This is a genomic window from Actinomadura fulvescens (assembly GCF_039533225.1).
Taxonomy (GTDB): Bacteria; Actinomycetota; Actinomycetes; order Streptosporangiales; family Streptosporangiaceae; genus Spirillospora; species Spirillospora fulvescens.
On the sequence record NZ_BAAATD010000006.1, the window covers coordinates 169299 to 188399 of the forward strand.

18 protein-coding genes are annotated in these 19101 nt (G+C 69.5%); 6 read left to right on the forward strand and 12 right to left on the reverse strand.

The features are described from left to right. Positions 1-54 precede the first annotated feature (54 nt). From ABD333_RS23085 to ABD333_RS23105, 5 genes are all read right to left on the reverse strand, one after another. Complete coding sequence (locus ABD333_RS23085; protein ID WP_344544029.1) at positions 55-1278, reverse strand: LCP family protein; 1224 nt, start codon at positions 1276-1278, stop codon at positions 55-57. Between the two features lie 59 nt (positions 1279-1337). Further along, entirely contained in the window at positions 1338-2072 is a 735-nt protein-coding gene (locus tag ABD333_RS23090) for an ABC transporter permease (protein ID WP_344544030.1), read from the reverse strand. Beyond that, positions 2069-2803: an ABC transporter ATP-binding protein gene (locus ABD333_RS23095; protein WP_344544031.1), complete on the reverse strand. Its 735-nt coding sequence runs from the start codon at positions 2801-2803 to the stop codon at positions 2069-2071. Before ABD333_RS23095 ends, ABD333_RS23090 begins: the two co-directional genes overlap by 4 nt. 126 nt (positions 2804-2929) lie before the next feature. Further along, positions 2930-3529 (reverse strand): TetR/AcrR family transcriptional regulator, encoded by a 600-nt coding sequence (locus ABD333_RS23100; RefSeq protein ID WP_344544032.1) that lies wholly within the window; start codon positions 3527-3529, stop codon positions 2930-2932. Next, on the reverse strand, positions 3526-4410 hold the full coding sequence (locus tag ABD333_RS23105) for a sugar phosphate isomerase/epimerase family protein (RefSeq protein WP_344544033.1): 885 nt from the start codon (positions 4408-4410) through the stop codon (positions 3526-3528). The genes ABD333_RS23100 and ABD333_RS23105 overlap by 4 nt, the downstream gene beginning before the upstream one ends. Before the next feature lie 195 nt (positions 4411-4605). Here ABD333_RS23105 and ABD333_RS23110 point away from each other — a divergent pair, with 195 nt between their 5' ends. The 4 genes from ABD333_RS23110 (at position 4606) to disA (ending at position 9354) form a co-directional block, all read left to right on the forward strand. After that, entirely contained in the window at positions 4606-5304 is a 699-nt protein-coding gene (locus tag ABD333_RS23110; RefSeq protein ID WP_344544034.1) for a class I SAM-dependent methyltransferase, read from the forward strand. Positions 5305-5421: 117 nt separating this feature from the next. Beyond that, positions 5422-6480: an alpha/beta fold hydrolase gene (locus ABD333_RS23115; RefSeq protein WP_344544035.1), complete on the forward strand. Its 1059-nt coding sequence runs from the start codon at positions 5422-5424 to the stop codon at positions 6478-6480. A gap of 73 nt (positions 6481-6553) precedes the next feature. Continuing rightward, the gene (gene radA, locus ABD333_RS23120) at positions 6554-8095 is read left to right on the forward strand and encodes a DNA repair protein RadA (protein WP_344544036.1); all 1542 of its coding nucleotides are present in this window, start codon (positions 6554-6556) and stop codon (positions 8093-8095) included. Between the two features lie 176 nt (positions 8096-8271). Then, complete coding sequence (disA, locus tag ABD333_RS23125) at positions 8272-9354, forward strand: DNA integrity scanning diadenylate cyclase DisA (RefSeq protein WP_344544037.1); 1083 nt, start codon at positions 8272-8274, stop codon at positions 9352-9354. On the opposite strand, the gene ABD333_RS23130 is transcribed toward disA, so the two are convergent. After that, positions 9351-9995, reverse strand: coding sequence for a hypothetical protein (locus tag ABD333_RS23130; protein ID WP_344544038.1), 645 nt, complete (start codon positions 9993-9995; stop codon positions 9351-9353). The two genes, disA and ABD333_RS23130, sit on opposite strands and share 4 nt — an antisense overlap. 68 nt (positions 9996-10063) lie before the next feature. On the opposite strand from ABD333_RS23130, the gene ABD333_RS23135 reads away from it, so the two are divergent. After that, positions 10064-10936, forward strand: coding sequence for an HhH-GPD family protein (locus ABD333_RS23135; RefSeq protein WP_344544039.1), 873 nt, complete (start codon positions 10064-10066; stop codon positions 10934-10936). Positions 10937-11300: 364 nt separating this feature from the next. Here ABD333_RS23135 and ABD333_RS23140 read toward each other — a convergent pair whose 3' ends face one another. Together ABD333_RS23140 and ABD333_RS23145 are read right to left on the reverse strand one after the other, a co-directional pair. Continuing rightward, positions 11301-12047, reverse strand: coding sequence for a class I SAM-dependent methyltransferase (locus ABD333_RS23140; protein ID WP_344544040.1), 747 nt, complete (start codon positions 12045-12047; stop codon positions 11301-11303). Positions 12048-12174: 127 nt separating this feature from the next. After that, the gene (locus ABD333_RS23145) at positions 12175-12546 is read right to left on the reverse strand and encodes a S24/S26 family peptidase (RefSeq protein WP_344544041.1); all 372 of its coding nucleotides are present in this window, start codon (positions 12544-12546) and stop codon (positions 12175-12177) included. 99 nt (positions 12547-12645) lie between these two features. Here ABD333_RS23145 and add point away from each other — a divergent pair, with 99 nt between their 5' ends. After that, positions 12646-13632, forward strand: coding sequence for an adenosine deaminase (gene add, locus ABD333_RS23150; protein WP_344544042.1), 987 nt, complete (start codon positions 12646-12648; stop codon positions 13630-13632). Here add and ABD333_RS23155 read toward each other — a convergent pair. From ABD333_RS23155 to ABD333_RS23170, 4 genes are all read right to left on the reverse strand, one after another. After that, positions 13629-14303 (reverse strand): hypothetical protein, encoded by a 675-nt coding sequence (locus ABD333_RS23155; protein WP_344544043.1) that lies wholly within the window; start codon positions 14301-14303, stop codon positions 13629-13631. The genes add and ABD333_RS23155 overlap by 4 nt on opposite strands. Before the next feature lie 35 nt (positions 14304-14338). Further along, positions 14339-15121: an N-acetylmuramoyl-L-alanine amidase gene (locus ABD333_RS23160; protein WP_344544044.1), complete on the reverse strand. Its 783-nt coding sequence runs from the start codon at positions 15119-15121 to the stop codon at positions 14339-14341. A 242-nt stretch (positions 15122-15363) separates the two neighbouring features. Next, on the reverse strand, positions 15364-17877 hold the full coding sequence (locus ABD333_RS23165) for an ATP-dependent Clp protease ATP-binding subunit (protein ID WP_344544045.1): 2514 nt from the start codon (positions 17875-17877) through the stop codon (positions 15364-15366). A 360-nt stretch (positions 17878-18237) separates the two neighbouring features. After that, the gene (locus tag ABD333_RS23170; protein ID WP_151559200.1) at positions 18238-18558 is read right to left on the reverse strand and encodes a histone-like nucleoid-structuring protein Lsr2; all 321 of its coding nucleotides are present in this window, start codon (positions 18556-18558) and stop codon (positions 18238-18240) included. Between the last annotated feature and the right edge of the window lie 543 nt (positions 18559-19101).

Consider the following 19101-nt stretch of genomic DNA (forward strand, 5'->3'; position numbering starts at 1 on the left):
ATCACCTGGGCCGAACGCGGGGCGGAAGGCCGCGGACCGGCCGATACCGCCCGATCAGGAGACCGTGCCAACGCGGTTGACGCCGCCGTACTTGCTCACGTAACCGGCCATCTCCGCGGTCTTCAGAGCGTCGAAGAGCGCCCCGGCCTTGACCCTGTCCAGCAGCACGACGCTCTGCTTGCCGCGCTGGGCGCTGCCCTTGTTGGGCGCGGTGAGGAACGCCACGTTGGCGGGCCGGATGTTGCGGAGGCTGAGCGCCAGCGACCGCAGCTTGCCGGCGTCGACCTTGTCGTCGACGCTGATCGACTTGGTGAACGCCGAGAGGAAGCGGTCCAGCTTGAACGGGTTGGAGATGGTCCCGCCGTCGGCGGCCTTCTTGGCCAGGGCGCCCAGGAACGCCTGCTGCCGCTTGATCCGGTCGAAGTCGCCGTTCGGCAGGTTGTAGCGCTGCCGCACGAACAGCAGCGCCTTCTCGCCGTCCAGCCTCTGCCGCCCGGCCGGCCAGCTGACCTTGCGGGCCGGGTCGTACACGCTCTGCGCGATGTCCACCTCGACGCCGCCGAGCGCGTCGGTCATGGACTTGAAGCCCTCGAAGTCGATGGCGCCGTAGTGGTCGATCCGCGCGCCGGTGAGCTTCTCGACGGTCTCGATCAGCAACGGCGGGCCGCCGAACGAGAAGGCGGCGTTGATCTTCTGGTTGCCGTACCCGGGAATGTCGACCCACGAGTCACGGGGGAAGGAGACCACGTACGCCTTGCTCCGGTCGGCCGGCAGGTGCAGCAACATGATCGTGTCGGACCGCTGCGCGCCCGGCTTCCAGACCCGGCCCCCGTCGCCCGTGGTGCCGAGGTCGGCCCGGGTGTCGGAGCCGACGAGCAGCCAGTTCTCCGTGCCGGTCACGTTCGGGCCCGGACGGCTCTTGCCGCTCGGCATGGCACCGGGGATGCGCTCGATGTTGCCGTTGTACGAGGATTCCCGCTGCCAGATCAGCCCGCCGATCCCGGCCACGACCAGGAGGACGAAGACCACCACCGCGGCCAGGACGCGAGGCCACCGGCGCTTGCGCTTACGGTGACCACCGCCGCCGCCCGGCTCCGGTTCGCGGGGTTCGCCAGGTCCGGCGGCCCCGTCCGGCCCGTCCGACCCGTCCGGCTTTGCGGTGGCCTCGAAGAGACCGACAGGATCATGCGAAGCCTGCGTTTGCGGCGCCTGCGGCGGCGGCTGCTGCGGCTGCGGGACCTGCGGTGCCTGGGAGCCTGGCGGGTCGAGGGGGCTCATGGCGCCGGAGGCTATCAGCCGATTGCCGCCGTTTTAGCCATGGTCAGGAGGTTTCGAGGTCAGGGCGTACGGCGACGGAGAGTGGCCGCGCCGAGCCCGAGCGCCAGCAGCGCGAACCCCGTGATGACCACCATGTCGCGGACGAGGTCCCCGGTGACGTCGGCGCTCACGGTGACCTCCTTCATCGCGTCCACCGTGTACGAGAGCGGCAGGACGTTGGAGATCGCCTCCAGCCAGCCGACCATCTGGTCGCGCGGGACGAACAGCCCGCACAGCAGCATCTGCGGCAGCACGAACGCCGGCATGAGCTGCACCGCCTGGAACTCCGTACGGGCGAACGCGCTGGAGAACAGGCCGAGCGCCACCCCGAGCACCGAGCAGAGCAGCGACGAGACGACCAGGGACCACATCGAGCCCTTGAGGTCGAGGTCGAGCCAGGTAAGAGAGATCGCCAGTACGACTCCCACCTGCAGCAGCGCGACGAGGCTGAAGGCCAGCGCGTAGCCGAGGAGCAGGTCGAGCTTGCCGGTCGGCATGGTCATCAGCCGTTCCAGCGTGCCGCTCGACCGCTCGCGCAGCGTGGCCACCGAGGTCACCACGAACATGATCACGAGCGGGAAGACGCCCAGCAGCAGCGGGCCGATCCGGTCGAAGAGCGCGGGCGCGTCGAACACGTACCGCAGCAGGATCATCAGCAGCGTCGGAACGCCGACGATCATGCCGATCGTGCGGTGGTCGTGCTTGAGCTGGGCCAGGATCCGCCGCATGGTCGCCAGGGTGATGGACACGTTCACGCCGAGGCCCCTTCCCGTTCGGTGATCAACTGGAGGAACACTTTCTCCAGGTCGTCGATGCCGACCCGGGCGCGCAGCCCGTCCGGCGTGTCGTCGGCGAGGATCTCGCCCTCGCGCATGAGCAGCAGCCGGTCGGTGCGGCCCGCCTCGTCCATGACGTGGCTGGAGACCATGAGCGTGGTGCCCCGTTCGGCCAGGTCCCGGAAGAGCCGCCACAGTTCCTCGCGCAGGACCGGGTCCAGGCCGACGGTCGGCTCGTCCAGCACCAGCAACTCCGGCGCGCCCAGCAGGGCCACCGCCAGGTTGGCGCGGCTGTGCTGGCCTCCGGACAGGGTCGCGACGATCTGGTCGCGGTTCCGGCCGAGGCCGACCTCCTCGATGACCCGGTCGGCGTCCGCCTTCGGCGCCCCGAGCACCGAGGCGAAGTAGCGCAGGTTCTCGTGGACGCTCAGGTCGTCGTAGACGGCGGGGCTCTGCGTCGCGTAGCCCACGCGCCGGCGCAGGCCCTTGGAGCCCGCCGGGTCACCGAGCACGGTCACCGTGCCGCTCCTGACGATCTGCACGCCGACGAGGGCGCGCATCAGTGTGGTCTTGCCGCATCCGCTCGGGCCGAGAAGGCCGACCACCGAGCCGCGCGGCACATCGAACGTGAGGCCGTGCAGGACCTCGCGGCCACCTCGGACCACCGTCAGGTCACGCACGCTCACCGCTGCCGGACCAGAACTCATCATGTGTTGAATTTAAGTCCGCGAGCCGCCCGAGTCAAGGTCCCGCGGCCTCCGGGCGGGGGTCCCCGGACGTTCCGGAACGCCGAAAACCCCGTGCCACGAGGCGGCACGGGGTCGGAAAGCGGAGAGTCAGCCCAGGTGGCGCTGAACGGTCGGGGCCAGCAACTCGACGAGCTCGTCGGGCGTGGACGAGGCGATCGGCTCGACCTCCAGCACGTACCGCAGGATCATCACGCCGATCATCTGGCCGGCGGCTGCCTGGATCCTCAGCACCGGGATGTCGTGCAGCGCGGCGGCACGGGCGAACAGCGCGGCGGACACGAACTCCCGCATCATCACCGCGGCGCGTTCGTTGGTCATCGCCGAACGCAGCAGCGCGATGATGGGCGCGCGCCGCTCCGGAACCTCCCACACCGACAGGAACGTGCGCACCATCGTCTCGCCCAGGTCGGCCCGGGGGGTGCCGAGGAGCTTGGGCAGCAGTTCGCCGGGATCGACCGGGAACCGCATCGCGGCGATGAAGACGCCCTCCTTGTTGCCGAAGAAGTGATGCACGAGCGCGGGATCCACCCCTGCGCCGCGGGCGATGGCGCGCAGCGAGGCCCCGTCGTAGCCCTTCTCGGCGAACAGCTCACGGGCCGAGGTCAGGATCGCCTCGCGGGTCTCGGTCGGCCCTGGCCGCCGTCCCGGAGGCCTGCGCGTGCCCTCCTTACGCGCGGACTCGGTCACCGGGCGCCCCGGGGCGAGACCTCTCCGCCCGAGGTGACCTCCCAGGTACGGTCGGCCGCGGCGAGGTGGAGGCGCGTGAACGCGAGGGCCTCGGCGAGGTCCTCCATACGTTCGGCGCGGGTGGTGGCGCGGCGGGTGTTGACCTCCAGGACGATGTGGCCACGGTAGCCGTCGTCGGCGAGCTTCTCCAGCATCTGGCCGCACGGCTGGTTGCCCCGGCCGGGCACCAGGTGCTCGTCCTTGTTGGTGATGCCGATGCCGTCGGCGAGGTGGACGTGCCGCAGCCGGTCGTCCAGCCGCGCCGCCATCTCCAGCGCGTCCGAACCGGAGACGGCGGTGTGCGACAGGTCCAGGGTCACGAATGGGTAGTCCTGGTCGACGGGGTCCCAGTCGGGGAGGTACATGCCCGCCTCGGCCCCGCGGGCCTTCAGCGGGAACATGTTCTCGACCGCGAACAGGACGTCGGTCTCCTCCTGCATGCGGGCGAGCCCCTCGACGAACTCCCGCGCGTAGTCCCGCTGCCAGCGGAACGGCGGATGCACCACGACCACGTCGGCGCCGAGCTCCTCGGCGACCTCCTTGGAGCGCACGAGCTTGCCCCACGGCTCGCGCCCCCAGACCCGCTGCGTCAGCAGCAGGCAGGGCGCGTGGATCGATCTGATCGGCATCTGGTGGTAGTCCGACAGCCTGCGCAGCACGTTGAGGTCCTGCGAGGAGGCGTCCGTGGAGACCATGACCTCGATGCCGTCGTATCCCAGCAGTGCCGCGATCTCGAAGGCGCTCGGCACCTTCTCCGGGTAGACCGACGCGGTGGACAGCGTGATCGGGGCATCCGGGACACGAATGCCCGGGGAAACGACGCCGTTGTGCTGCGGGGTCAAGGCTCCCTCGCCTGATGGTCGCTCGGCAGTGTTCGGTCGTGTGCCCGCCCGGGGCGTGGTCGGGTCTCGCTATGACCCTGCCCCGCACCGCGGCGCTCACGCAACGGAAAGCCTATGCGCTGAAGGCGCTGACGAAACCTTCCGGCCGAAGTGATCCACATTTCTTGACGCCCCGGATGACTACGCTCTGTTCTCGTGGTCGACATCGCTCCGGGCGCCGTGCCCAGCCCCAACATCTGGAACTCCCCGCGGGTCTACGAGATCGAGAACCGCGCCGTCGACCCGGACGGCGCGATCGAGTCGGCGATGCGCGCCATCAGGCCCTGGGACGGCGCGACCGTGCTCGATCTCGGCTGCGGAACGGGCTTCCACCTGCCGATGTTCGCCCGGGACGCGGCCAAGGTGATCGGCGTCGAGCCGCACGCCGGTCTTGCGGCGGCCGCCAGGCGGCGAGTGGCCGGCGTACCAAATGTGACGGTACGTGTAGGGGCGGCCCAGGCACTGCCACTTCCGGACGCGTCCATCGACGTCGTCCACGTCCGCTGGGCCTACTTCTTCGGCCCCGGCTGCGAGCCGGGCCTGGCCGAGCTCGACCGCGTGGTCCGGCGCGGTGGCGCGATCCTCATCATCGACAACGACGCGACCCGGTCGACGTTCGGCGGCTGGTTCCGGCGCGGGCTGCCGTCGTACGACCCGCGGGCGGTCGAACGTTTCTGGACGCGCCGCGGGTTCGCCCGGGAGGCGTTGACGATCCGGTGGTCGTTCGGCGACCGGGCCGATCTCGCCGCGGTGCTGCGCATCGAGTTCCCGGAGGAGCTGGCCGCCGAGTTCCTGCGCGAGCACGAGGGCTGCGAGGTGGACTACGCGGTCAACGTATGGTGGCGTCGCGTTTGAGCGGGGGTTACTGACTAGTCGGTCACATTCGCCATCAAGGTCTGGCCCCCTACTGAACCGCCGTACAACAATAGCGTCCCCTACCGTCACACGTTCTGCCCCAGGAGGTCGGGACCCATGCGCCGTGCAGCCAGGACGAGCCGAAACATCCTCGCCGCCACCGCGCTCGGCGCCGGTGCCGCCGGCATCGGGCTGGCCGGACAGCGCCGCGCCGTGCGGCGCCTGCAGCTGCGGCCCGACGCGCACGCGGGCGAGCCGTTCGGCTCCCTGCGCGGCCGTCCGGTACCCGTGCGCGCCGCGGACGGCACCCGGCTGTACGCCGAGATCGACGGCGACGACCGCACCGACCTCGCCGTCGTCTTCTGCCACGGCTGGACGTTGACCCAGGACTCCTGGCACTTCCAGCGCAAGGCCCTGCGCGGGCTCGGCCGCCTCGTCTTCTGGGACCAGCGCGGCCACGGCAGGTCCGACGGCGGCGACCGCACCGGCAACGACCTCGCCCAGCTGGCCCACGACCTGGCCGCGGTCATCGAGCAGACCGTGCCCGCCGAGACGCCGGTGATCCTGGTCGGCCACTCGATGGGCGGCATGACGATCCAGCGGTACGCGGACGCCTTCTCCGGCGAGCTCGGGCGCAAGGTACAGGCGGTCGGCCTGCTCAACACCTCCTCCGGCGGACTCGGCGAGGTCACTCTCGGGCTGCCGGCGCTGCTGGCGCGCTCGACCCAGCGCGTGCTCCCCCGGACGCTGCGCGCCCTCGGCGCGGGCTCGGAGGTCATCGAGAAGGTCCGGCACCTGGGCCGGGACGGCACGCTGCTCTTCCTCGACCAGTTCGTCTTCGGCCCCGATGCCAGCCCGGCGACGGTCGCGTTCACCGAGGAGATGTTGGCCGACACCCGGATGGACGCGCTCATCGACTTCTTCCACTCGATGATCTCCTACGACGTGATCAGCGAGTGCGCGGAGCTCGGCAAGGTCGACACCCTCGTGCTCGGTGCGGAGAACGACCTGCTGACCCCGATCGAGCACAGCCTCAAGATCGCCGCCTGCGTCCCGTCCGCCCGTCTGGAGGCCATCCCCACGGCCGGTCACATGTCCATGCTGGAGCGGCCCAGCCTGGTCTCCGACCACCTGGGCGACCTCATCGAACGCACCCGCAAGTCAGTGGCCGCCTGAACCTCGTCCCACCGGCCGCGACCACGGCATGGTGGGCACGTTGTGTCACTGGTGAGCTCTACTGTTTGTCCACATGGCGAAGGCGAAGACGGCTAAGGCCTCGTACCGGTGCTCGGAGTGTGGCTGGCAGACCTCCAAATGGGTGGGCCGGTGCGGCGAGTGCCAGGCGTGGGGCACGGTCACCGATGCCGGATCGGCGACACCCACGCGGGTGGTCTCCGCCGGTCCCGTGAGTTCCCCCGCCAAGCCGATCGGCCAGGTGGACGTACGTTCGGCGCAGTCCAAGCCGACCGGTCTGGACGAGCTCGACCGGGTCCTGGGCGGCGGCCTGGTGCCGGGCTCCGTCGTGCTGCTGGCCGGAGAGCCTGGCATCGGCAAGTCGACGCTTCTTCTGGAGGTCGCCGCGCTGGCCTCGCAGTCACCCGTTCCGCGGCAGCGCGCGGACGACGCCTCGGGCCATACACCCGCGCTGGCCGCGGACCGTACACCCGTGCCGGCCGCGGGCCGCACACCCGCGCCGGCTGCGGGCCGCACACCCGTGCTGGCTGCGGGCCGCACACCCGTGCTGTACGTGACGGGCGAGGAGTCGGCCGAGCAGGTGCGCCTCCGGGCCGATCGGGTGGGAGCGGTCACCGACGACCTCTACCTGGCCGCCGAGACCGAGCTGTCGGCGGTGCTCGGCCACGTCGACGCGGTCGAGCCCAAGCTGATGGTGGTCGACTCGATCCAGACCATCGGCACGTCCGAGGTGGACGGCGCGCCCGGTGGCGTCACCCAGATCCGCGAGGTCACGGCCAACCTGATCCGGGTCGCCAAGGAACGCGGCGTCACCGTGGTCCTGGTCGGGCACGTGACCAAGGAGGGCGCGATCGCGGGGCCGCGCCTGCTGGAGCACCTGGTCGACGTCGTCCTCTACTTCGAGGGCGACCGGCACAGCCGGCTGCGGATGATCCGCGCCGTCAAGAACCGCTACGGCCCCACCGACGAGCTCGGCTGCTTCGACCTGTCCGAGCTGGGGATCGTCGGGCTGCCCGACCCGAGCGGGCTGTTCCTCACGCGCCGCGAGGAGCCGGTGCCCGGCACCTGCGTCACGGTCACGCTGGAGGGCCGCCGCCCGCTGGTCGCCGAGGTGCAGGCACTCGTCGCCAAGTCGCAGCTGCCGTCCCCCCGCCGCGCCACGTCCGGCCTCGACACCTCGCGGGTGGCGATGGTGCTCGCCGTCCTCGCCCAGCGCTGCAAGATCTCCATGCACGAGCAGGACGTCTACGTCTCCACCGTCGGCGGCGTGCGGCTGACCGAGACCTCCGTCGACCTGGCGCTCGCGCTCGCCGTCGCGGGCTCGACCGCCGAGCAGGCCCTCTCCGGCTCGCTGATCGGGCTGGGCGAGGTCGGCCTCGCCGGCGAGGTACGCGTCGTACCGGGGGTGCAGCGGCGGCTGGCGGAGGCGGCCCGGCTCGGGTTCAAGCACGCGATCGTGCCGCGCGGCTCGCTGGAGCTGGGCGACGGCTCCCCGCTGAAGAAGGCGGATCCCCAGCTCACCAGCCACGAGGGCATGAAGGTCATGGAGGTCGACGACCTCCAGCAGGCACTGCGGGTGGCCTTCACGGCCCCGTGACGACGCGCCGGTGGCCCCATGCGGCCACCGGCCCTCATGACAAGGGCCTTTACGGTCACATAACAGGAGTCACGCCAGAGTATTACGCCACCGGCAGCACGCTTGCTACCAGGGGAGGAACCGGCGCGTGGAGCTCCTCGGTAAACTGACGCCGTCCAGCGACCTCCGGGGGCCAGGTGCCAACTAACGACAAGGGCCATGACGAACGACGCCGCGCGACGCTCGCCGCGGTGGCCCCGGGCACGTCGATCCGCGACGGCCTGGAGCGCATCCTGCGGGGCCACACCGGCGCCCTGATCGTTCTCGGCTACGACCGGCTCGTCGAGGAGCTGTGCAGCGGCGGCTTCGAACTCGACGTCGAGTTCTCCGCCACGCGGCTGCGCGAGCTGGCCAAGATGGACGGCGCGATCGTGCTCGACAGCACCCGCAACCGCATCGTCCGCGCCGCCGTGCACCTCGTGCCGGACCCGACGATCCCGACCGAGGAGTCGGGCACCCGCCACCGCACGGCCGAACGCGTCGCCCGCCAGACCCGGCATCCGGTGATCTCGGTCAGCCAGTCGATGCAGATCATCGCGCTCTACCTCGACGGCATCCGCTACGTCCTGGAGGACTCCGCGGCGATCCTGTCCAAGGCCAACCAGGCGCTGGCGACCCTTGAGCGCTACAAGCTCCGCCTCGACGAGGTGTCGGGCACCCTCTCGGCGCTGGAGATCGAAGACCTGGTCACCGTCCGCGACGTCAGCGCCGTCGTGCAGCGGCTCGAAATGGTCCGCCGCATCGCCGACGAGATCGAGGGATATGTCGTCGAGCTCGGCACCGACGGCCGGCTGCTCTCGCTCCAGCTCGACGAGCTGGTCTCCGGCGTCGACGTCGACCGCGAGCTGATCGTCCGCGACTACCCGCCGCCCGACGCCCGCACCCGCGCGGTCACCGAGACCCTGGGCGCGCTCGACCTGCTGTCGGCCAACGAGCTGCTCGACCTGTCGACCGTCGCCGAGGTGATGGGCTTCGCGGGCTCCGACGCGCTGGACCTGCCGGTGAGCCCCAAGGGCTACCGCCTGCTGGCCAAGGTCCCGCGCCTGCCGGGCCTGGTCGTCGAACGCCTCGTCGAGCACTTCGGCGGCCTGCAGAAGCTCCTGGCCGCCAGCATCGACGACCTCCAGGCCGTCGGCGGCGTAGGCGAGTCCCGGGCCCGCAGCGTCCGCGAAGGCCTGTCCCGCCTGGCCGAGTCCTCGATCCTGGAGCGCTACGTCTAGCGCAGCTCGAAGACCTGCTTCTTGCCCTTCAGCTTGCCGGCCTTGACGTCGGCGGCGTACGTACCGGGACGCACCGGCTGGCGCCTGCCGCGGCAGTCGCCGGCCTTGCGGTCCCAGGTCACGGTGGTCACGTACGGGATGCCGCGGCGCAGCATCTGGATGGACGAGCCGCTCCCCTGCTCGCACGCGGACATCGACCACACCCGGTCGCCGCCCGAGGTGACGCGTACGTCCAGCGACTTGGACCCGACATCGAACGTGCAGGCGTGCTCGCCGGTGTTGACGGCCGTCACCTGGAACTGCGGCGCCTCGTCCTTGCCGAACGTCTCGCGCGTCGCGGTCAGGTTGATCACGACGGCCTCCGGTTCGCAGGCGTCGCCGTCCTCGGACCCCTCGGGAGTGACCTTCGCCGTCACGGTGACCGTGGGGGTCGCCGCGGGCAGGCTCGAAACCGCCGCGCTCGCCGAGGGGCTCGCCACGGCCGCGCTCTTCGCCGGCTGCTTGTCCCCGTCCCCGCCCGCGGTGCATGCCCAGGCCAGCAGCCCCACCGCGCCGAGCGCACCGCCGAGCACGAAGATCCGTCGCCGCCAGTACTGGTCCAGTCCCCAACCCTCGGGTTCACGCCCAGTGTCCGTACCCATACGTGCAGTATGCATTGTTTGATCTTCATTGGCGTGCCGACCCGCCGAGCCCGGTAGGTTCACTCCCGATGGACAGCACCTACACCGACCCGATCCTCGCCTGGTACGAGGCGAACGCCCGGGATCTCCCCTGGCGGTCCCCCACCGCCACCCCCTGGGGCGTGCTCGTCAGCGAGATCATGCTCCAGCAGACCCCGGTCAACCGGGTGCTGCCCGTCTGGCACGAGTGGACGGCGCGCTGGCCCACCCCCTCGGCCCTGGCCGCCGAACCCTCCGGCGAGGCCGTACGGGCCTGGGGCCGCCTCGGTTACCCGCGCCGCGCCCTGCGCCTGCACGGCAGCGCCCAAGCCATCGTCGAACGCCATGGCGGCGAGGTCCCCGACTCGCACGAAGCCCTTCTGGCCCTCCCAGGCATCGGCTCCTACACAGCCGCCGCCGTCGCCAGCTTCGCGTTCCGCCAGCGCCACGCCGTCCTGGACACCAACGTCCGACGAGTCTTCGCACGCCTCCTGGCCGGCGACGAATACCCGCCCAAGTCCCAGACCAAGGCCGAGCTAGCCCAAGCCGAAGCCGTCCTCCCCCAAGACCCACCCACCGCGGCCCGCTGGTCGGTAGCCGTAATGGAACTGGGCGCCCTGGTCTGCACCGCACGCACGCCACGCTGCGTGGACTGCCCCGTCCTCGACAAGTGCACCTGGCACCTCAACGGCCGCCCCGCGTACGACGGCCCACCCCGCAAGGGCCAGACGTACGCGGGAACAGACCGCCAATGCCGAGGCAGGCTATTGGCCGTCCTCCGCCAAGCCGAAGGCCCCGTAGAGAAGCCAGCCTTGGACATCGTCTGGTCCAACGCCCCCCAACGCGAACGAGCCCTAGACACCCTCATTGCAGACGGCCTAGTCGACCCCCTAGACGACGGCCGCTACGCCCTACCAACCTGACCCACCCGCAGCGCCCACAGACAACCCCACTGCTGCCAACACAAACCAACACCATCCGACATCAGCCCTTCCGGCACTCGCCGACATCAGTAAGCACTGCTCGGCGTCCGTTGGCGGGCGCAGGACGTAGCTGGCGTACCCGTACTCGATGCCGCGCCAGCCCGCGCAGCGGGCCCCAGCCAACGCCATTGCATGCCAGCGGGGCGCCCGCCCTCACAAGCCAAATGCCCATCCGATGCCACCAGCCACCAGCAGGTGCAACGGCCACGAGCGCTGGCGCCAGCCCAGGCGATGCTGTGGCGGTCAGCGCCTACCGACGTCGGCGCGTTCGGTGCTCGCCGACGTCGGTGGGCGCTGGTCGGCGTCAGGTGGTGGGGCGCAGGACGTAGCCGGTGTAGCCGTACTCGGTGCCGTGGTCGCGGCGCATGGCGATCTCCTCTCGGGTGACCGCGAGCGCCTCGGCCATGCCGGGAATGGCGGGATCGGCCGCGTCCGCACGTTCGGCCAATGGACCGTAGTACTCGTCCCAGTCGGACTCGGGTTGTGTGTAGACGCCGAGCACCTCGTATCCGGCGGCCTGCGCGGCGTGCGTGTTGTCAGCGGTGCTGCGCAGCGGATAGAGCTTGCCCCAGAACGCGCGCGCCTCTGGGGACACCTCGGCGGCCGTCCACTCGCACTCGGTCAGCACGAGGGTGCCGCCTGGAGCGAGCAGCCGCCACCACGCGCGCAGCGCGGTGTCGAAGCCGACGTTGTACACCGAGGACTCGGCCCACACCAGGTCGAACGACCCGTCGCGGAACGGGAGATCGGTCATGTCGGCGCACCTGGTGGTGATCGAACCGGCGAGGCCGCGTGCCTCGGCCGCCGCGTTCAGCTCGTTCAGGAACGGGTCGTGCAGGTCGACGGCCGTCACGTCGGCGCCGGCCTCCGCGGCCAGCAGCAGGGTCGCCCGGCCGGGGCCGCAGCCCAGATCGAGCGCTCGGGGACGCGGCGGCAGGGGGCCCGCGAGGGCGAGCAGGTGGCGCGTCGTCGCGTCCGAGCCGGGGCCCTGCCGCGGAAGACCGTGGTGCAGGGCGAAGAAAGCCTCGTGAGAGGCGGCGTTGTCAGACAACGGAGAAATCCCTTGGAGTACGGCTCGCGGGGCGGTCGCCTCAGCCGCGAGCAGGAAAGGTGGGGACGAGCTTGTCACCGGGCATGGCAGCACCGGTGCTCCGCATGACAGTCATCAACCCACCTCCTTAGGACTCGTCGGGCACTCTATCGGGCGGAGTGGCGATCTTGCCCTGGGCTCGGGGGCGCGGCGTGTCCTCGACGGACACGCAGATGCCGTAGACGCGGGCGTGTTGCGTCCAGCCGTTGACGCGGCCGCGGTTGTTGCTGATCTGCACGCGTCCGCGAGCGGGATCGAGGGCCGACACCAGGTGCAGGTAGACCGTCCCGGCGACCTTGGCGAGAACGATGTCGCCGACTTCGAGCTTGGCGGGATCGACGGGGGCGACCGTGACGAGGTCGCGGCTCCGGATCAGCGGCACCATCGAGGAACCCGTCGGGCGGAATCGCACGGTGGCGCCGCCGGCGACGCGCGCCGCGATCAGGTCCAGCTTGCCCATCAAGGGCAGGATCCGGGCTCGGGGAGCCACCCGTCCAATGGTTTTCGGCGGCGTTTAATCGTGTGGCTCCGGCACCGTCCCCGGTCATACGGTGTGGCAGTGCGTGATCTCTTGCTGCTTCCCAAGGCCCACCTGCATGTTCATCTTGAGAGCACGGTCGCGTGGCCGACGCTCCGGGAGATCGGTAAGGCGAACGGGATCGAGATTCCCGAGCACCTTCGCGAGGGTTATGTCTTCGGCGGGTTCTCCGACTTCTTCGTGCAGAACGATCTCGTCCGGAACTGCCTTCTGACGGCGGACGACTTCCGGCGCGTCGCGTACGAGTACTGCAGGGACGAGGCCGCGCAGGGCACCCGCTATGCGGAGCTGTCGTTCACGGCGGCGGCCCATGGCGAGCGGCTCGGCGACCTGGACATGCCGCTGGCGGCGGTGCTGGAGGGCCTGGCCGAGGGCGGGCGGGACTTCGGGATCGAGGTCCGCCTGCTGCTCGACCACTCCCGGCGCCGGTCGGTCGAGCGCGCGTGGCGGACGCTCGACCTGGCCCGGCGGCACGAGGAGGTCGTGGCGGTGGGACTGGCCGGGGACGAGGCGTTCCCGGGCGATCCGTTCGTCGAGGTCTTCGCGGCGGCCCGGGACGCGGGGCTGCACGTCGTCCATCACGCCGGTGAGGCGGAGGGCGCCGCGAGCATCCGGCAGGCGATCACGTCCGGGCGGACCGAGCGGCTCGGGCACGGGGTGCGGGTGCTGGACGACCCTGATCTGGTGGCGGAGGTCCGCGACCGCGGGATCCCGCTGGAGGTCTGCCCGTCGTCGAACGTCGCGCTCGGCTTCGTACCGTCGCTGGCGGAGCACCCGCTGCCCCGCCTGCGGGAGGCGGGGCTCAAGGTGACGATCAACACCGATATCCCGGTCATGATCGGCACCCCGCTGACCGGCGAGTACGCGCGGATCCGCGAGACGTTCGGCTATGACGACGCCGAGCTGGCCGACCTGGCCCGGGCGGGCGTGGACGCCTCGTTCGCACCGGCCGACCTGAAGGCCCGGCTGCGCACCGAGATCGACGCTTGGCTCGCATCGGCCGACTAATGATCGACCGGGTGGAGGGCGCCGGCGCGGATCTCGCGCAGGAACGGGTCGTCGTCCTCCTTCCAGTGTCGCGCCGAACGTACGACGGGATGGACGGGCAGGCCCAGTCGCGCGGTGGCCTCCTGCGCCGCGTCGAACGCGCGTGCGTGGGAGAGCTCTCCGATCACCAGGACCTCGACGTCCCCAGGTGGATCACCCACGGAGCCTTCGCCCTCGTAGCGTTCGGCCCAGGCACCGAACAGCAGGACCTCCACGACCCCGGGCAGGCGGCCGAACTCCTCGGCGACGACGGCTTTCGGGCCGAACGTGAGCATCAGCAACCGCGCCAACGGCTCGTACAGCGGCGTCGCCGTGTCACGGCGCACCATGCGTCCGGCCGTCGTGCGCCGCAGCACGAGCAACCCCGCGCGGGCGAGCCGGTCCACCTCGCGCATGACCGAGCCGAGATCGGCGCGGAGCATGACGGCGAGGTCGAGCATGGTCATCTCCCGGTCCGGCCCGAGGAGCAGCCGCGCCAGAAGCTCGCCTTGCAGCCGGGATCGGAAGATCGGCAGTTGTGGCGGGGCGTTCGCTCTCATGTCGCGCATGAAGAGTTGCGCCACGTCGGAGTGGAGGGACAGGCCGTGCCGCCGCCGGAAGTCCGCCGCCGAACCGAGCACATTCGAACGCATATTCGAATACTAGGTCGCGGGTCTGACAGAACGGCTCAGCGACGCAGGTAGGTCCCGAGACCGGCGGCCAGGCGCTGCGCGGCCTTCTGCCGCCAGGAGGCGCTCTTGAGCCTCGACGCGTCCGTCCGGTTGCGCATGTTGCCGCATTCGATGAAGACCTTGGGCACCTTGGAAAGGTTGAGCCCGCCGAGGTCCGTACGTACGTCGAGCCCGTCGCCGCCGACGTAGTTCGCGTACGGCTGCAGCTTGCGGAACGCGGCGCGCACGTCGTAACCCAGCCGCTTGGACGGCTTCACGATCGGCCCGGTGTAACCCTTCACGTACCCAGGCAGGATCACATGGAAGCCCCGCCGGGACGAAGCCGCGCCATCGGCATGGATGGAGATCGCCGCATCGGCGCGCAGCCGGTTGGCAATGGCGGCCCGCTGATTGATGCAGGGGCCCACACCCCGGTTGTGCGGCCGTGTCAGCCGTACCGTCGCCCCCTGAGCACGCAAGATCTTGGCCAGCCGCTGCGCCACGTCGAAGTTGAACGCGTGCTCGGCGTACCCCGAGGTGGTCGCAGTGCCCGTAGTGTCGCAAGCCTTCTTACGCGGCCCCGCCGGCACCTTCCGGTTGATCACCTTCGGATACCTGTAGTTGAGCCCGTTGTGTCCCGGATCGATGACAATCACCTTGCCCGCAAGCGGCCGAGGCCCCACCACGCCCGCCTGAATGTTGGCTGCGGCCGCTTGGGGCTCGGTGGCGGTGCGCTGGGCGTCCGGCCACGTGGCCTCCGCGTTCAGCCCAACCAGGACCGCTCCGGTGGCCGCGACCATGCTCGCGACCGTTCCAGCTCCCCTGGCGCGCCGAGTCATCATGATCAGGGACGGTATCGCCCTTCACGACCCCTCGCCCGTACCTGACCGCAGGAGGCCGCAAAGACAAGCCCCACAACGCGCCATGACGATCGTTTTTCTTTGGATAACCCGACCACCCGTGGAAAGCGGCAGGGCGCGTACCGAACGCGTCGGTACGGGCCCTGCCTCAGGACTTCGGGTCAGGTCTTGTCGACCTCTCGTCAGTCCTTGTTGAAGTTGACCGCGCCCTCGATGGGGGGCGGGCTGTCCGGCACGCCGGTCGGCTTGGGCACGCCCTTGAACGTGAACTTCCGTTCGTCACCGGCGCCCTCGGTGCCGACGATCACGATCTGGCCGGCCTTGAGCTCGTTGTAGAGGATCTTCTCGGACAGGTTGTCCTCGATCTCCCGCTGGATGGTCCGGCGCAGCGGCCGGGCGCCGAGGACGGGGTCGTAACCCCGCTCCGCCAGCAGGTCCTTGGCCTCCTGCTTGAGCTCCAGACCCATGTCGCGGTCCTTCAGCCGCTCGTCGACCTTGGCGATCATGAGATCCACGATCTCGATGATCTCCTTCGGCGTGAGCTGGTGGAAGACCACCGTGTCGTCGACGCGGTTGAGGAACTCGGGCCGGAAGTGCTGCTTGAGCTCCTCCGACACCTTGGCCTTCATCCGCTCGTACGAGCCCTGGTCGTCGTTCGAACGGGCGAAGCCCATCGAGACGCCCTTGGAGATGTCCTTGGAACCCAGGTTCGTCGTCATGATGATGACGGTGTTCTTGAAGTCCACGACCCGGCCCTGGGCGTCGGTCAGGCGACCGTCCTCCAGGATCTGCAGCAGCGAGTTGAAGATGTCCGGGTGGGCCTTCTCGATCTCGTCGAACAGCACGACCGAGAAAGGCTTGCGGCGCACCTTCTCCGTCAGCTGGCCGCCCTCCTCGTACCCGACATATCCGGGCGGAGACCCGAACAGACGCGAGACGGTGTGCTTCTCCATGAACTCGCTCATGTCGAGCTGGATGAGCGCGTCCTCGTCACCGAACAGGAACTCCGCCAGCGTCTTGGACAGCTCGGTCTTACCGACACCGGACGGGCCGGCGAAGATGAACGAGCCACCGGGACGCTTGGGGTCCTTCAGGCCGGCGCGGGTACGCCGGATCGACTGCGAGAGCGCCCTGATGGCGTCCTCCTGGCCGATGACCCGCTTGTGCAGCTCGTCCTCCATGCGGAGCAGACGCGTGGTCTCCTCCTCGGTGAGCTTGAACACCGGAATGCCGGTCGCGGTGGCGAGGACCTCGGCGATCAGTTCCTCGGTCACCTCGGCGACGACGTCCATGTCGCCGGCCTTCCATTCCTTCTCGCGCTGCGCCTTCTGCGCCAGGAGCTGCTTCTCGGAGTCGCGGAGCGCGGCGGCCTTCTCGAAGTCCTGCGCGTCGATCGCGGACTCCTTCTCGCGCCGCACGTCGGCGATCTTCTCGTCGTACTCGCGCAGGTCCGGCGGCGCGGTCATCCGGCGGATGCGCATCCGCGAACCGGCCTCGTCGATGAGGTCGATCGCCTTGTCCGGCAGGAACCGGTCGCTGATGTAACGGTCCGCCAGCTGGGCGGCCGCGACCAGGGCGCTGTCGGTGATCGAGACGCGGTGGTGCGCCTCGTACCGGTCCCGCAGGCCCTTGAGGATCTCAATGGTGTGGCTGAGCGACGGCTCGGCGACCTGGATCGGCTGGAAGCGGCGCTCCAGTGCGGCGTCCTTCTCCAGGTGCTTGCGGTACTCGTCCAGCGTGGTCGCGCCGATGGTCTGCAGCTCGCCGCGGGCCAGCATCGGCTTGAGGATGCTGGCGGCGTCGATCGCGCCCTCCGCGGCGCCCGCTCCGACGAGCGTGTGCAGCTCGTCGATGAACAGGATGATGTCGCCGCGCGTACGGATCTCCTTGAGGACCTTCTTCAGGCGTTCCTCGAAGTCACCGCGGTAGCGGGAGCCGGCGACCAGCGCGCCGAGGTCCAGCGTGTAGAGCTGCTTGTCCTTGAGCGTCTCGGGCACCTCGCCCTTGACGATCTTCTGCGCGAGCCCCTCGACGACGGCGGTCTTGCCGACGCCCGGCTCGCCCACCAGGACCGGGTTGTTCTTGGTACGGCGGGAGAGCACCTGCATGACCCGCTCGATTTCCTTGTCCCGCCCGATCACCGGGTCGAGCTTGCCTTCCCGGGCGGCCTGAGTGAGATTGCGGCCGAACTGGTCGAGCACAAGGGACGTCGACGGCGCCGACTCGGTCGGGCCGCCCGAGGCCGCGGGCTCCTTGCCCGAGTAGCCGTGCAGCAACTGGATGACCTGCTGGCGGACCCGGTTGAGGTCAGCGCCGAGCTTGACCAGGACCTGGGCTGCGACGCCCTCGCCCTCACGGATCAGCCCGAGCAGGATGTGCTCAGTGCCGATGTAGTTGTGGCCCAGTTGCAACGCCTCACGCAGTGACAGCTCAAGGACCTTCTTGGCGCGCGGAGTGAACGGGATGTGACCCGACGGCGCCTGCTGACCCTGGCCGATGATCTCCTCGACCTGCTGGCGCACCGCCTCGAGGCTGATTCCCAGGCTCTCCAAAGCCTTGGCAGCGACACCCTCACCCTCGTGGATCAGACCCAGGAGGATGTGCTCGGTGCCGATGTAGTTGTGGTTGAGCATCCTGGCCTCTTCTTGAGCCAGAACGACAACCCGCCGCGCGCGGTCGGTAAACCTCTCGAACATCTCGTCGCTCCTCACAGAGCGGTTGGGCAGAGTCCGGAACGTCCGGTCCTGTCCTCCCGCATGCTAGCCCGCCCCGAGAAGGCCAACCCGGTGCACTCCCACCAGGAGACGTTCCCCAGCTAAGCGCTGTTCATCCTCATCCAACTACCCCACCGGTGCGTCATGTTCCCGCTACGCCGCAAGCGAACGGGGCTTTTCAGCAGGTCGTTCACGGCAAGGGGGGTCATTCATGCCGTACAGGGACGGATTAGCCGAATGAGGCCTGTCTACCTCCTCGCGGGCGTCGCAATCCACCGAACGCTACGCCAGAAGCGAACGGCCCGCCCCCGTTGTCGGGGCGGGCCGCCGAAGCGAGGTGGGTCAGTGAGCCGCCTCGTACTGCTCGACAACGTTCTGCGGGATACGGCCACGCTCGTTGACCTTGATGCCGCGCTGCTTGGCCCAGGCGCGGATGTCGGCACTCCGCTCGCGGCTGGACGCACCGCGCGGACGGCGCCGACGCACGGTGCCGGCCTTACGCGACTTCTCCACGAACGGCTGCAGAGAATCCCGCAGCTTCTTTGCGTTGGCGCTACTGAGATCGATCTCGTAGGAGGCGCCGTCGAGCGAGAACGCCACGGTCTCGTCCGCCTCGCCACCGTCGAGGTCGTCGACGAGAAGCACCTGAACCTTCTGTGCCATGGGGACAGACCTTTCAGCTGGAGCAAACTGCATTCGGTTGACAAAGATATACCGCGAAGTCGACCGATGACAATTCAACACTCGCGATGAAGTTTCCTTCCCTGCCGGTAACTCAAAGTAATCATGGTCACCGAATCCGCCATCCACCGGATAGGCAGTCGCTGACAGCGGGGCGCCGGAGGGGGCCCGCATGAATTGTCCGGCCAGGGCGCACGGGATGATTTCGACGTGACGGGGGTCACCATGAGGCACCTGACCTGGGCCATCGATCTTGCATTCGCGCACGACCGGCTTTCCCGGACGGGCCCAACCGGGAGAGAAATACGCCCGGCGCCACCTTAACGGACGCGGCAACACCGATCCCGGAGCCATCGTTTAACCCCCACGTAACGGTACTAACCACCACCGCCACCGGACCGAATGCACCCCCGCCGCCGTCACCCGCGGGTGATCAGGACCGTCCGCCGGGATGTGGATAGATTCCGCTCCCGACGATCTCGACGAAATCCGTTGCCATCCGCACGTGCAAGCACGGCCGCTGCA